The 13,071-nt window shown below is 68.4% G+C and carries 12 protein-coding genes; 3 read left to right on the top strand and 9 right to left on the bottom strand.

Annotation, left to right across the window (positions count from 1 at the left end; all coding sequences use genetic code 11):
• Positions 1-7: 7 nt before the first annotated feature.
• The 3 genes from ACOGXI_RS01755 to ACOGXI_RS01745 are packed head-to-tail and all read right to left on the bottom strand — an operon-like array spanning position 8 to position 2,329.
• Positions 8-1,276, bottom strand: coding sequence for an NAD(P)/FAD-dependent oxidoreductase (locus tag ACOGXI_RS01755; RefSeq protein ID WP_419937188.1), 1,269 nt, complete (start codon positions 1,274-1,276; stop codon positions 8-10).
• Positions 1,273-1,881 carry a sigma-70 family RNA polymerase sigma factor gene (locus ACOGXI_RS01750; protein WP_419937187.1) on the bottom strand — a complete coding sequence of 203 codons (609 nt, stop codon included), beginning with the start codon at positions 1,879-1,881 and terminating at the stop codon, positions 1,273-1,275. Before ACOGXI_RS01750 ends, ACOGXI_RS01755 begins: the two co-directional genes overlap by 4 nt.
• The gene (locus ACOGXI_RS01745) at positions 1,871-2,329 is read right to left on the bottom strand and encodes an ArsI/CadI family heavy metal resistance metalloenzyme (RefSeq protein WP_419937186.1); all 459 of its coding nucleotides are present in this window, start codon (positions 2,327-2,329) and stop codon (positions 1,871-1,873) included. The genes ACOGXI_RS01750 and ACOGXI_RS01745 overlap by 11 nt, the downstream gene beginning before the upstream one ends.
• A 257-nt stretch (positions 2,330-2,586) precedes the next feature.
• On the opposite strand from ACOGXI_RS01745, the gene ACOGXI_RS01740 reads away from it, so the two are divergent.
• The gene (locus ACOGXI_RS01740) at positions 2,587-3,903 is read left to right on the top strand and encodes a M20 metallopeptidase family protein (protein ID WP_419937185.1); all 1,317 of its coding nucleotides are present in this window, start codon (positions 2,587-2,589) and stop codon (positions 3,901-3,903) included.
• A 37-nt stretch (positions 3,904-3,940) separates the two neighbouring features.
• Here the strand turns inward: ACOGXI_RS01740 and ACOGXI_RS01735 are convergent, their stop codons facing one another.
• The 6 genes from ACOGXI_RS01735 to ACOGXI_RS01710 form a co-directional block, all read right to left on the bottom strand.
• Positions 3,941-5,710 carry a carboxypeptidase regulatory-like domain-containing protein gene (locus tag ACOGXI_RS01735; RefSeq protein ID WP_419937184.1) on the bottom strand — a complete coding sequence of 590 codons (1,770 nt, stop codon included), beginning with the start codon at positions 5,708-5,710 and terminating at the stop codon, positions 3,941-3,943.
• A 58-nt stretch (positions 5,711-5,768) separates the two neighbouring features.
• Positions 5,769-7,784: a hypothetical protein gene (locus ACOGXI_RS01730; RefSeq protein WP_419937183.1), complete on the bottom strand. Its 2,016-nt coding sequence runs from the start codon at positions 7,782-7,784 to the stop codon at positions 5,769-5,771.
• Between the two features lie 193 nt (positions 7,785-7,977).
• A complete protein-coding gene (locus ACOGXI_RS01725) occupies positions 7,978-8,454 on the bottom strand; it encodes a hypothetical protein (protein ID WP_419937182.1) in 477 nt (158 codons plus the stop codon).
• Between the two features lie 78 nt (positions 8,455-8,532).
• Positions 8,533-10,761: a TonB-dependent receptor gene (locus tag ACOGXI_RS01720; RefSeq protein ID WP_419937181.1), complete on the bottom strand. Its 2,229-nt coding sequence runs from the start codon at positions 10,759-10,761 to the stop codon at positions 8,533-8,535.
• 161 nt (positions 10,762-10,922) lie between these two features.
• Positions 10,923-11,279: a hypothetical protein gene (locus ACOGXI_RS01715; protein WP_419937180.1), complete on the bottom strand. Its 357-nt coding sequence runs from the start codon at positions 11,277-11,279 to the stop codon at positions 10,923-10,925.
• A 270-nt stretch (positions 11,280-11,549) separates the two neighbouring features.
• Complete coding sequence (locus ACOGXI_RS01710) at positions 11,550-11,801, bottom strand: hypothetical protein (protein WP_419937179.1); 252 nt, start codon at positions 11,799-11,801, stop codon at positions 11,550-11,552.
• A gap of 162 nt (positions 11,802-11,963) precedes the next feature.
• Between ACOGXI_RS01710 and ACOGXI_RS01705 the strand changes: the two genes are divergently transcribed.
• Together ACOGXI_RS01705 and ACOGXI_RS01700 are read left to right on the top strand one after the other, a co-directional pair.
• Complete coding sequence (locus ACOGXI_RS01705) at positions 11,964-12,158, top strand: hypothetical protein (RefSeq protein WP_419940245.1); 195 nt, start codon at positions 11,964-11,966, stop codon at positions 12,156-12,158.
• Positions 12,125-13,060 carry a cation diffusion facilitator family transporter gene (locus ACOGXI_RS01700; RefSeq protein WP_419940133.1) on the top strand — a complete coding sequence of 312 codons (936 nt, stop codon included), beginning with the start codon at positions 12,125-12,127 and terminating at the stop codon, positions 13,058-13,060. Before ACOGXI_RS01705 ends, ACOGXI_RS01700 begins: the two co-directional genes overlap by 34 nt.
• The last annotated feature ends 11 nt before the right edge of the window (positions 13,061-13,071 follow it).

Below are 13,071 nucleotides of genomic sequence, written 5' to 3'. Positions count from 1 at the left end.
GGCGACATCACGTGAAGCGCGCGGGATCGAAGGGCGCGAGATCGAGTTCCGAGCGTCCATCGAGGACGAGTTGGGCGAGCGCGTGGCCGGTCGACGGGGCCAGCGTGACGCCGAGCATCTGGTGGCCCGTGGCCACGCACACGTTGGGGAGACCGGGCAACCAGCCGATGGCGGGGAGGCCGTCCGGCGTCACCGGCCGCATGCCCACCCAATCGACGCGCTCGGACCCATCGAGCGCGCCGGGCAGGTAGCGGCGCGCGGCCCGCTCCAGGATGGCGACGCGGCGCGGGTCGAGGCGCAGGTTGATGCCGGAGAACTCCATGGTCCCGATCGTGCGCACGGCCCCTCGAAATGGCGTGAAGCCGATCCTGGCCGGCGTCACGTGCAAAGGCTGTGAGAGCTGGACCCGCGCGTTCCTGACGGTGATGCTGTAGCCCTTCCCCGCCTGCACGGGAAGCCTCCGACCCAGGGTCGCCACCAGGGCGGCCGTCTCGGCCCCCGCGGCGAGCACGACGACATCCGCGCCGATCTCCTCCGCCCTCCCGACGTCCGCCCCCCCGGTTCCGGGGTTCCGGGCGACCATGGCCCGGACCCGACGGCCGACCCGCGTGAAGCCGACGACACGCACTCCCGTCCTGATCTCGGCGCCGCGGGCCTCCAGGCTCGCGGCAAGCCCGGCACAGAGCGACTCGGGGCGCACGTGCGTGTCCCCGCGCATCCGCAAGCCGATCAAATTCCCGCCCAGGTCCGGCTCCGCCTCCCTGAGAGCCTCGCGGTCGAGCATGTCGACCGGCCCGACCCGCTCCTCGCCCAGCCGGGCGAGCAATTCCGCGGCCTGCCCGCGTTCGCCCTCGTCGTCGTAGGCGAGAATGGTCCCGCTCTCGGCGTGTTCGAACTCCACGCCGTCATCCGCGAGTCCGCGGTACAACCGGTCCGTCGCCGCGTTCAGGGCCGCGAGCGCGGCAACCCCCGCCCCGTAGCTCCCGGCATTACAGTGACGACGAAAGGCCCACAGCCAGCCCATGAGCCCGGGCATGGCCGACGGCTTGATGTAGAGCGGGCTGTCGGAGCGGAGCATCCAGCGCAGCGAGGTGAGCGTCAGCCCCGGCGCCGGCAGCGGGCGGGAGATCGACGGACAGACCCAACCGCCGTTTCCCTTCGAGCACCCGCCGCCGACCTCGCCTCGCTCGAGGAGGACGACCTCGGCTCCGCGACGTTCAAGATAGTGGGCGGCACACAGCCCGATGATACCGCCACCGACCACCGCGACTCTCACGCACGCGCCGCCGGTTGCGGGGCGTCGGTGGAGCGCGCCCGCCGTGGCCGCATGTCGATCACGCCCCCGCGACGGTCCATCTCGAAGTCGCAGCACTCCAGGAGCCGCCGCTTCAGCAGCGCCCGCGCCCGCTGCACCCGCGACTTCATCCCCGACGTGCCGAGTCCGAGTCGGCGCGCGGCTTCCACCTGCGTGAGTCCGCCAAAGGTGGTGAGCATCAACGCCTCCGAGTACTTCGGAGGTAGTTCGCGGGCGAATGGAAGCAGACACGCTTCCAGGTCCCTCCGCACGGCTTCGTGATCCTCCGAGTCCGGGGTCCGCTCACGTCCGCCGGCCTCCTGTCCCACCCGGGTCAGTGTTCGCGATTCGACGGCCCGGCGCCGGTAGTGATCGGTGATGACGTTCGTGGCGACGCGATAGGCCCAGGCGAGCGGATCCCGCGCTCGCGCGAGGTCGCCCTGGCGCTCGAGCAGGCGAACGAGGATGTCGCCCGTGACATCATCCGCCCAGGCAGGGTCCACGCGCCCGGCAACGTAGCGCCCCAGGCGACTCTGGAAGTCGGACCACGCGGGCACGGCGTGTGCGGCGCCTGACTCAACCGGCACAGCAGGTCTCGGTGGCGGCATCGGTGGCGGCATCGGTTTCGCACCCGGCGTCGGGCGGGCACGATGCGGCCAGCGCCTCCTCGTCCGGTGCGTCGTCCGTGACCACGTACCATTCCCACCGGAGACCCTGCGGCTCGTGAGACCACACCTTCGTCTGGGCCGCGTGACAGCACACCGCCTCTTCCTCCACCGCCGTCAGGATGTCCGCCGCCTCCAGCCTCGCCCCGGCGCTCCGCACCGATGCATCGTCGAACACCTCCACACCCAGGTGGTTGATGCGCTCCGACGCGTCCGGGTTCTCGAACAGGACGAGTTTCAGGGGCGGCTCGTCGATCGCGAAGTTGGCGTAGCCGGGACGGCGCTTGTGCGGGGTCGCGCCGAAGAACTTCGCGTAGTAGTCCACCGCCTCGTCGATATCTCTGACGTTGAGGGCGAGTTGCAGTCGCATGGTTCGCTTCTCCCGGTTTCGTGGCTCGTTGTCGTCCTCTACTTCGTCTTCTCATCCCGTGAGACGAACGAGACGGCGAAAGGACGCAACAGGTCGAAGTCTCGCCTCCACCTCCCGCCGCCGCCAGCCACGGTCACCGGCCGTCGCCGCCGGTCTCTCACCGTTGCCCGCGCGGGCCCCGCCGGCCCACCTTCCGTGCGCCAGTCGAGACCGTCGCCGCAACGGTCTTTCGTGTGAATCCGCGACCAGGAAGAAGCATGGGTACTCCCCGAACTCCGTTTTCCCTCGCGCTCCTCGCCGGAACGCTTGCCGGAACGCTCGTGACTCCGCTGGCGGGGCAGGATCCCGCCGTGGACGCGGCGATCGACGGCGTGCTCGACCGGATCGTCGAGATGCGCCACCGGATCCACCAGTTCCCCGAACTCGGCAACCGCGAGTTCGAGACCGCGGCCATGGTCGCGGCCCATCTGCGTGAACTGGGCTTCGACGAAGTCATCGAGGGGGTCGCGCACACCGGAGTCATCGGGATCCTGAAAGGCGGCCTGCCCGGCGACGTGGTCGCGGTTCGGGCGGACATGGACGCGCTCCCCGTCACCGAGAACACCGGGTATTCCTTCGCCTCCACGGTCCGCACCGAGTACGGCGGCCAGGAAGTCGGCGTGATGCACGCGTGCGGCCACGACGTGCATACCGCCGTGCAGCTCGGCGTGGCCTCGGTCCTCGCCTCGATGCGCGACCGGATCCCCGGCACGATCAAGTTCATCTTCCAGCCAGCCGAAGAAGGACCACCCCCGGGCGAGGAAGGCGGCGCCGAACTCATGGTCCGGGAAGGCGCGCTGGAAGGCGTCGTCCCCTCCGCCATTTTCGGACTCCACACCTTCTCTTCGATGGACGTCGGGACGCTCGGCTATACGCCCGGCCCCGCGCTGGCGGCGGTCGATCACTTCAAGATCCGGATCGTCGGCAGGCAGGCGCACGGAGCCCAGCCTCACACGAGCATCGATCCCGTCGTGATGGCCTCGCAGGCCGTGACCGCCTTCCAGACCATCCGGTCGCGCAACCTCTCTCCGCTCGAGCCCAGCGTGATCACGGTCGGCGTCATGCGGGGCGGCGAGCGCTTCAACATCATCCCTCAGGAAATGTGGCTCGAGGGCACGGTCCGGACCTACAACCCCGACGTGCGGGACGCCGTCGAACGGCGCATGGACGAGATTCTCGACGGGATCACGCGGGCCGGCGGCGGCAGCTACGTCCTCGACTACGACCGGGGCACGCCGGCGACGATCAACGACCGCGCGCTGACCGCACAGATGGCCCCGACGCTGGCGAAGATCGTGGGCGACGAAAACCTCCTCGTCATCGAACCCACGATGGGCGGCGAGGATTTCGCCTACTTCGCGAACGAGGTGCCCGGCTTCTTCTACCGGCTGGGTTCCGTGAATCCCGAGCTGGGCTCCGGGGGCCACCACACGCCGGACTTCCGCGCGGACGACGCCTCGATTTCGATCGGGATGCGCGCGATGTCGAACCTGCTGCTCGACTACCTGAAGTCGCGGCGCCCATCCACGGACTGAGGCTCGGCGACGCGGGAGGCCGGGGAGCGGCGGATCGTTACGGCTGGACGAACACGTCGCGCCACGCGATGCGCGTGACGAGTTCGAGTTCCACGGCCTCGTCGACGCCCCGAGGCCGCAGCAGGACCGGCTCGCCGAGCGGGACGCCGCAGATCGTGAACCGGCCGCGCTCGTCGGACGCGCCCCCGGCGTACTCCGACTGTTCGGACGTGACGGCGTTTCGCGGCGTGCCCTGAAGCCGCTGCACCCGCCACACGGCCTCGACGTCGATATTCGGCAGCGGTAGCCCCGTGTCGGCATCGCGCGCGAACCCGACCACGGCGCCCGTACTCCCATAAGGTGACGACCGGGGACAGACGCGCGCGAAGAGAGCGTCGGCGGACGGCGTCCACAGTTCCAGCGGGTCGCTGGTTCGATCCTCGATGACCACGCGGGTCTCGTTGAGCCGCACTCCCGCGGCCTGAAGCTTCGGGTGATCCACGCCCAACGCGTAGACGCCATCCGGCAGTCCCGCCACCTCGAAGCCTCCGGCTTCATCCGTGACCGCGCTGAACGGGACGTCCGCGGCTTGCGGCCGGGGCAGGAAGGCCGCCGCGTCGTCCCAGTCCCGGACGACGATCTCCGCGCCCGCGAGCGGCTCGCCGCTCACGCTGTCTCGAAGCACGCCCGTGACCGCACCCTCGCCCACCTCGAACGAGACGCCGCCCGCGAAGGCGTCCGTCACCGTGCCGCCCGCCTGGCGGTACGCCACGAGTACCGGATCCAGACGGCCGGACAGACCTGCCCTGAAGCGCGAGCTCCGGCTCCCGATCGGGAACCGCACCCACCAGTCGCGGACATAGAAGGGGCCGTCCGGCAGGCGGTCGAACGTGAGATCCGCGCCGATGTGCCGACGCTGCGCGTTTCGCGGCATCGGGACGTTGCGGTACCGGATCTGCACGCGGCGCAGTTCCGCGCTCTCCTCGGCGAGCCAGAGCGTGCCCTCGATGTCGATCACGTCGCGCCCTCGCCGCGGGCGGAACGTGATCCCGAGCATCGCTTCGTCGTCGACTTCGGCGCGCTCCAAGCCGAAACACTGGGTGTCCCGGAACTCCGGCGACAGCAGCACCGTCGCGTCCGGCGCGTAGAAGATGGCCGAGTCCGCCTCCACGAGCGCGTAGCCCGACGTCGTGAGCTGGCGGGCCGGCAGGCTCCGGAACGGGGGCAGTCGAACGTGCCGCCGCGTGCGGCTCTCCACCTCCAGCGTCGTGAGATGGCGCGGATCGAGCGTGCGTTGGTACTCCCGGAGGGTAAACGTGAGCTCACCCCGGCCCTCGGCCCACACCGCGGTTTCGAGCGCCTTGCGCGCCTCCTCCCAAACCGTGGCGAGGGCGGCCCCTTCGCTCGGATCGTCCAGGCAGGATCCGCTGACTTCGACGCGCAGGTCGCCGAGCCGGACGGGTTCCGGCGGGACTTCCACCGTAATCGTGAGCGACTGCCCGGCCGTCACGTCGTAGGGCTCCGTGACCCAGTTGGCGTATCCGATTCGCTCCACCCGAATCCGGTACCGGCCCGGGCCGGGCGCCCTGAGGGAGAAGATCCCGTCGGCCGCCGTAAAATCGGCCTCGATGGCCTCGCCCTCGCTGTTCAGCAGGCTGATGAAGCCGCCCGCGATGGGTCGGCCGCCGCCGGTCTCCCGCACGGTGCCGCTGATCGTCTGGGCCGCGGCGGGCGCTGCGGTCCACAGCCAGGAGGCCGGCACGACGAGCAGGGCGGCGGCGAGCCAGACCCCGGACGGCCGGATTCCCGCGAAGAAGCGATAACTCATGCCAAAATGTCGCGAGGCGCCGCCATCGGCGCCAACCCGGGCCGCCGGAGGCCCGCGATCAGTCGGCGAGACGCAGCGCCATCAGCGTGTTGGGAGCCTGGATCACGACGTGCTGCCTGCCTTCGTGCATGTACGTCATCATCCCGTACCGCGGCTGCGCCGGAAGCTCGACCTGCCCCAGCCGCTCGCCCGTCGCCTTGTTCACGGCGAACAGGTAGGAGGTCCCGTCGCCGCCCTCCCCCGTGTACATGAGCAGGGTGCTCGTGACGATCTGCGCCGCCTGCCGTCCCGTGCCCGTGTTCGGGATATCCATGCCCTGCAGCGCGTCATGCTCGAGCACGCTGTTCGGCGTGTCGCCCACCGGAATCCACCACAGGTGCTCGCCCGTGTTCATGTCGATCGCCGTGATCCGGCTGTACGGCGGCTTGAACAGCGGAAGACCCTGCACCCGGCGGACCCCCGCGAACCCCCCGACCGCGAACTTCGTGATCGTCGTCCCCGTCTGCGCCGGCTCCCGCGCGTCGCGCTCCTCACCCGGCACCATGATCCGCGACCCGCACCCCTTCTGCGACGTCACGTACAGGATCCCCGTCTCCGGATCCGCCGCCGGCGTCCCGTCGATGTTCGTCCCTCCGACATCTCCCGGACACCACATCGACGCCACCTTGCCGAGGTCGTTGTCGCGGTGCAGCGGCGGCGTGAACAGCGGACCGATCACGTAGTCATCGAGCGCTTCGATCGCGGCTTCCCGCAGCTCCGGCGTGAAATCGATCAGGTCGTCGTGCGTCAGCCCCTGCATGTCGTACGGCGCCGGCCTGGTCGGGAACGGCTGCGTCGGCGAGAGCGCCTCGCCCGGCATGAGCCCCTCCGGCACCGGCCGCTCCTCGATCGGCCAGACCGGCTCGCCCGTCTCCCGGTTGAAGGTGTACGCGAAGGCCTGCTTCGTGACCTGCACGACCGCCGGAACGTCCTCGCCATCCACCGTCACGTCCATCAGCACGGGGATCTGCGGCGTGTCGTAGTTCCAGATGTCGTGGTGCACGAGCTGATAGTGCCAAACCCGTTCTCCCGTCTGCACATCGAGCGCGATCAGGCTCGTCGAGAACAGGTTGTCTCCCGGCCGGAAGCCGCCCCAGAAGTCCATCGTGGCCCCGTTGGTCGGGATGTAGACGATGCCCCGCTCCTCGTCCGCCGAGAGCGGCGCCCACGACGAGATGTCGCCCGTCCATTCCCACGCGTCGTTCTCCCACGTCTCGTGGCCGAACTCACCCGGTCCCGGGAGGACGTTGAACTTCCACATGAAGTCGCCCGTGCGGGCGTCGTAGCCGAGGATGTCGCCCGGCACGTTTTCGCGCCGCGACTGGTTGTAGCCCTGCTCGGCGGAGTTCCCGATCACGATGACCCCGTTGACGACGATCGGGGGGGACGAACTCGTGATGTAGCCGGTCTCGAGCGGAATGCCGTGGTACGGGTCGAACTCGTGCCCGAGTCCCGCGAGCAGGTCGACAACCCCCGACTCCGGGAAGCCCGGGACGCCGACGGGCCCGCCGAAGCCCTCCACGTGCTCGCCCGTGTCGGCCCACAGCGCGTGCAGGAAGAAGGCGGGACTCGCCATGTAGACGACCGCGCGACCGTCGATCTCGCCGTACGCGACGCCCTTCCCGTGGTTCTTCCGCATCGAGTACTCCCAGCGGAAGGTCTCGGGCTCGACGTACTCCCAGACCTTCTCCCCGGTGCCCGCGTCGATGGCATAGGTGTGCCGCTTCTCGCCCGCCACCGAGATCAGCATCCCGTCCACGTAGATCGGCGTGGCGCGCGCGTTCACGGCCGGGTAGTCCGATCCCTCCCAGACCCAGGCCACCTCGAGGTTCTCGAAGTTCTCCGGGTCGATCTGGTCGAGGGACGAGTAGCGCTGCCCCATGTCGTTGCCGGCAATGTGTTTCCAGTCGGCGTTGTCCGCCTCGCGGCCGCCGCCTTCCGCGCAGCCTGCAACGGCGAAGCCGAGCACGAGCAGGAGGGGGAAACGGCGGAACACGGACGGCGGCGCGGGGGCTGTGGCGCGTGCTGTTCTCATCGAGACCTCGGTTCACGGTAGACAGTCGACGCGGCCGCATACGGGCAGCGGGACACGGGTCGTGAACCTGAGCCGCACCCGATCCGGCGGTCAAGCGCAATAAGAGACAAGCCCTCCCCGGGAATCGCTCCGGGGAGGGCTTGCGGGACTCCTGCGAACGGCCGAGCCCTGTCGGCCGTCGCCGGGCCGGTGCTTACCGCACGCGCACCGGCAGCGGTTCGGTTACGAAGTCCGCATGTCCCGTATCGACCGCGCCGTGCACCAGACTGAACGTAATCTCGGTTTCGCCGGTCGCCACGCCGCGCAGGATTCCGCCGTACCCGCCGGGCGTGTCCTGCCGGAACTCCGCTACGGACGCATCCGCGGTCTCCACCCGCAGATTGAAGTCGTCGTCCAGTTCCACCGCGTCCCCCTCTTCGTCCACGAACTGCACGGAAATGGGCGCCGTTTGCTCGCCGGCCCCAACCTCCAGCTGTCCGGTCCACTCTCCATCGTGCCCATCGTACGACGCGACGGTCTGGCCGCTGACCGTGAGAGTCACGCCCTCCACCTCTCCGGCGTGCTCGTCGTGATCGTCATCAGGTTCCATGGCGCTGTCGCCGCAGGCGGAAAGAACGAGCAGTCCCGCGGTCAGCAGGGCGAATGGCAGTTTCGGCTGAAAATGTCTCATTTTTTTTCCTTGTTTGTCTTGATGTCCAGGTCGCTCCCGTTACCGAGCACTTCCGCGTGCGGCTCCGGATGGCTCGCTCTAGAAGACGACGCGATATGCCACGCTGATGGACCTGCCCGCTTCGGGCATGATCTCCTTCACGCGCGACAAGTGATTTCTGTATACGGCGTTGCCAAGGTTCTCCCCCCGCAGCGTGATCACGTTCAGCCGCCCCATGAACGTGATCCGTACTCCGGCGGCGAGATCCAAAACAGCATATCCATCCGTTGCGGTCTCGAACGGTCCCGTCCGGTCCTGGCGGGCCGCAACCCGGGTTTCGGCTTCGACGAACCAGTCGCGAGGCGCGTAGCCAACCGCGAAGCGCGCCTGCAGCGGCGGGATCAGGGGAAGCGGTTCGTCCGTCGCCTTGATCCTGCCCTGGACGTACGAAGCCACCGCCTCCACGGTCAGATCCCCGATCGGCGCCCACTCGAGCGCGCTCTCGAATCCGGTGAGCACCGCGTCTTCGCCCTGGAACTGGAAGATCGGCAGCCGCACGCGGCTCAGCTCTCCGGTTTCGAGCGGGAAAACGTAGTCCGCGATGGCGTTGTGGAACCACGTCACCTCGGCGTTCAGCCGGTCGCCGGTGATCCGGACGAACAGGTCGATGCCGGTCCCGCGCTCCGTCTCGAGCGACGGGTTCCCAACCTCGAAGGCGTAGGCGGCCAGATGAGGACCTTCCGAGAACAGTTCGTTGACGCTGGGCGTGCGGAAGGCCCGTGCGACGGAAGCGCCCACCGTGAAGCTCCGCGTGAGCTTTGCCAAAGCCCCCAGGGACCCGGATGCCGCACCGAACGACCTCGCGCGAATGTGGCCGATGTCGGATGAGGGGTCCTCCCGGTCGGGCCGCACGCGTACCCAGTCGTAGCGGAGGCCCGCCTCCAGGCGTATCGGATTCAGATCGACCTCCTCCAGCGCGAATACGGCGAGCGAGGTCTGCGTGGAGTTCGGCGTGAAGAGCGCGCCTCCGAACCCGAAGTCCTCCCAGGAAGCCCGCGTCCCCATCGCCCCCGAAGAAACGGGGCCCCAGCCGCCGTGGCGGGCCAGGATCTCGCCGCTCACCGTCTGGCGCTCGTAGAGCGTGCCCAGAATGTCCGGGGGTTCGATCTCCCTGTGCTCGTACCAGGTGTGCCCCGCGTCGATCTCGATGCTCTCGAAGGCCCCGGGAGGCCGGAGCACACCGCGCAACCTGGCCGCCGTGCGCTGCATCTCGACGCGAACCCCGGCCTCGTGACCTCCCACGAAGCCGCCGGGGATGCCGTAGTCGTTGCCGTAGTAGCGGAAGGTCGCGCCGGCATGGCCCCAGTCGTCCACCCACGATGTTCCGCCGGAAACCTCCCGGATATCCGTGTTCGTGTTCTGCAGGAGTCCGACCGGGGTCGTCAGATCGCCGCTGCTGCGACGCGAGAGTTCAAGCCGAACGGGAATGTGACTCGTCAGGCGCTGCGTGAGATTCAGGCTTCCGCCCACGGCGTTGCTGACGCTCTGTCCCTGAAGAGTGAACGCACCCGTCAGCGCGCCCGTCAGGTGGTGCGGCACCGATGGGGGCACGTCGTCGCGGACGACGTTGATGACGCCCCCCAGGGCGTTGCTTCCGTACAGAATCGCACCCGGTCCGCGGATGACCTCGACGCGGCGCGCCGACGATGCGTCGAGCGCCGTGGCGTGGTCTGGACCGCTCGCAAATTCGTCGCCGACCCGTTCTCCGTCCTCGAGCATCAGGATGCGGTCTCCGCTGAGCCCCCGGATCACCGGGTGCGCCGAGCCCGGCCCCATGCTGCTCACCGCCAGTCCCGGCTCGGAGGCTAGCGTCTCCGCCAGGGTCCCGGCCAGGCGACGCTGAAGCTCCTCCCCAGCGAATACGCTGGTTGGGCGCAACACTTCGTTCGCCGCGCGCGCGACCACGGATCCCGTGACCACGAGGTCCGGCAGGGAGATGGGATTGGCTTCCATCTCCACGACCACGATCTCTTCCGCCGACGCATCCACTTCCAGCGTGACCGTACGGTAGCCCAGGCGTTCGACGCGCACCGTGTAGATGCGCAGGCCCGGCACGGCAAGGTGGAATGTGCCGTCGCCATGCGAGACCGCCCGGCCCCCAGACGCAGCGATGGAGACCACCGCGCCGGCGAGAGGCTCGTCGGAGTCGGCCGCGCGCACGACGCCCTCGATCTCGCCCGCATGCTCAACCTGCGCGGACAAGCCGATGGCACCAATCGCCATTGCCAATACGGCCGTGATGAGACCGGCCAGACGCCTTGTCACCATGGTCAGCCTTTTTCGAGACGCGCCAGTCACCGCTCATGCTCGAGAAGCTCGGCGCCGTCTCGCTGAAGTGCATCAGCGGGTAACGTGTGTTTCGGGAGATTTGCGATCCGCCGCCCATGGGGCGGTCGGGGGGCTTCCGGGACGATCTGCCCGGGAGTGGGTCAGGCTGGAGGAGGGGCTCTTGGACCGCTCCCGCCGGGCGGCATCGGGCGGCGTTGCCAGGCGTTCGCGATCGGGGTGTCGGGGCCGGTTTCGAGTACCAGCTGCAGATTGATCGGAATCAGGAGGGGGAACCCCAGCGACACGGTGCGAGACAACTGGCACAGCAGGTGGCTGTGTCCGGGGTCGCAGTGCTCGCTGTGCTCCCCTTCGACGTGCGCGACGGTGCTCGACGCTCCGGCTTCGAGCACCGCATCCATCGCCGGCAGGACGGCGAAAGCCATCGCCTGAAGGAGGACGATGGCCAAGACGCCGAACCGGCGAAGATCCCGCGGCTGTCGAGGAGAAATGAGCTTCACGGCTATGCCGCCAGAGTGTTTCCGGGTGCCGTCACAGGGCAGTCCGGATCGTTAACTCAAGCTGCGTTCGGGGGCGGAACGAGTCAAGGTAGCCGCGCCCATGCGCCAGTTACGCCCCGCGGCAGAGTGTTTTCCGATGCGGAGATGAGGCTGAACGAGGAGTCGTGAGCCGTGGCCGCGGGGCCGTTGGCGTTCGATTCTCTTCCGGCTAATCCTTGGCGGAGCGAGGGTCGCGCAACGGGGACGCGAGTCGGTGTGCGGACCCGGGACTCAGGCGACCGGCGTGGCGGGGTCGAGAGAGCGGAAGAGGACGCGGCGGGCCTCGCGGACGGCCTTGGCTGCCTGGAGACCGGATGTGGAGGCGGCGAGGCGGTCGAGTTCCTCGAAGGTGACGCCGGGCCGGAGGAAGTCTTCGGCGCCGTCGACGGACTTGAGCCTGTCGTAGGGGGTGGCGACGTCCCGCGACGGTAGCGCTTCTTGATGCGGCCCCGGGATCCCTCGACCTCGGAGGGGAAGAGGCACGGCGGGTGGAAGTTGAGGAAGGGGCGGAGGTGGTCGTGGACTTGCGGACGACGGCTCCGTACTTGGACAAGACTCGCGGCGGGCGCTAGCTTGTTGCGCCGGCAGCTAATCAGGTCAACCATCTCGGATGGCGGTGGTTTCCCATGAACCTCAGCGGTGGTCGTGACGGGCGCGGACACGATCATGATGACCGCCATGCCGACGATCACGACCACGATCATGGGCATGACCACGATCACGCGCACGATCACGGGCATGATCATCACGGGCATGGCCACCATCACCACGGTCACGATCACGACCACCATCACCACCACCACGGGATTTTCGGCGCCCACGATCATTCGGAGGAACTGAGGAACGCCAGCAAGCGCGACCTGACCGTCGCCCTGCTGATCATCGCAAGCTTCATGTTCGTCGAGGTGGTCGGGGGCGTCCTGTCCGGAAGCTTGGCGCTCATCGCCGACGCGGGACACATGCTCACCGATGCGGCCTCGATCGGCCTGGCGCTGTTCGCCGTGCATTTCGCCACGCGCGCCGCCTCGGTGGAGCGCACCTTCGGCTACCATCGGCTGGAGATCCTCGCGGCCCTCATCAACGCCCTCACACTGTGGCTGATCTCGGCCTGGGTGATCTTCGAGGCCTACCACCGCTTTCGCGACATACCCGAGGTCGAGGGCGGCCTGATGCTGATCGTCGGAACGCTCGGGCTCCTCGCCAATCTCGCCGCCGCCTGGGTGCTGCACCGGTCCGCGAAACACAGTGTGAACGTCGAAGGCGCCCTGGCCCACGTGATCGCCGACATTCTGGGCTCGGTGGCGGTCATCGTCTCCGGGGTGCTCGTGTGGGCCTTCGACTGGTACATCTCCGACCCGATCCTCAGCGTCCTCATCGGGATTCTGATCCTGCTCAGCACGTGGCGCCTGCTGGCCAAGGTCGTGCACGTGCTGCTCGAGGGGACGCCGGAACACGTCGACGTGTACAAGCTCTGCCACCAGATCGAGGATATCGACGGAGTCACGGTGATCCACGACGTCCATGTGTGGACGCTCGCGCCGGGTTACGACGCGCTCACGGCCCATGTCCTGGTGGATCCGGAGCACGAGGACGACACAACGAGTCTTCTCGGCAAGATCCGGGAGATCGCCTATAACGAGTTCAACCTGCAGCACGTCACGGTGCAGGTGGAGGCCACTGCCAAGCATTGCAACGAAGACCACCACGTCGATCACCTCATCGCCACCGCGCGGTCGCATTAGCTTTGCCGATG

This window comes from Candidatus Palauibacter sp., assembly GCF_965208055.1.
GTDB lineage: Bacteria > Gemmatimonadota > Gemmatimonadetes > Palauibacterales > Palauibacteraceae > Palauibacter.
This window is presented reverse-complemented; position numbering and strand designations above follow the sequence as displayed.

Coding starts and splice junctions, on each gene's coding strand:
- ACOGXI_RS01730 (WP_419937183.1), bottom strand. CDS start 7,784: ATGAGAACAGCACGCGCCACAGCCCCCGCGCCGCCGTCCGTGTTCCGC.
- ACOGXI_RS01745 (WP_419937186.1), bottom strand. CDS start 2,329: ATGCGACTGCAACTCGCCCTCAACGTCAGAGATATCGACGAGGCGGTG.
- ACOGXI_RS01720 (WP_419937181.1), bottom strand. CDS start 10,761: ATGGTGACAAGGCGTCTGGCCGGTCTCATCACGGCCGTATTGGCAATG.
- ACOGXI_RS01725 (WP_419937182.1), bottom strand. CDS start 8,454: ATGAGACATTTTCAGCCGAAACTGCCATTCGCCCTGCTGACCGCGGGA.
- ACOGXI_RS01740 (WP_419937185.1), top strand. CDS start 2,587: ATGGGTACTCCCCGAACTCCGTTTTCCCTCGCGCTCCTCGCCGGAACG.
- ACOGXI_RS01735 (WP_419937184.1), bottom strand. CDS start 5,710: ATGAGTTATCGCTTCTTCGCGGGAATCCGGCCGTCCGGGGTCTGGCTC.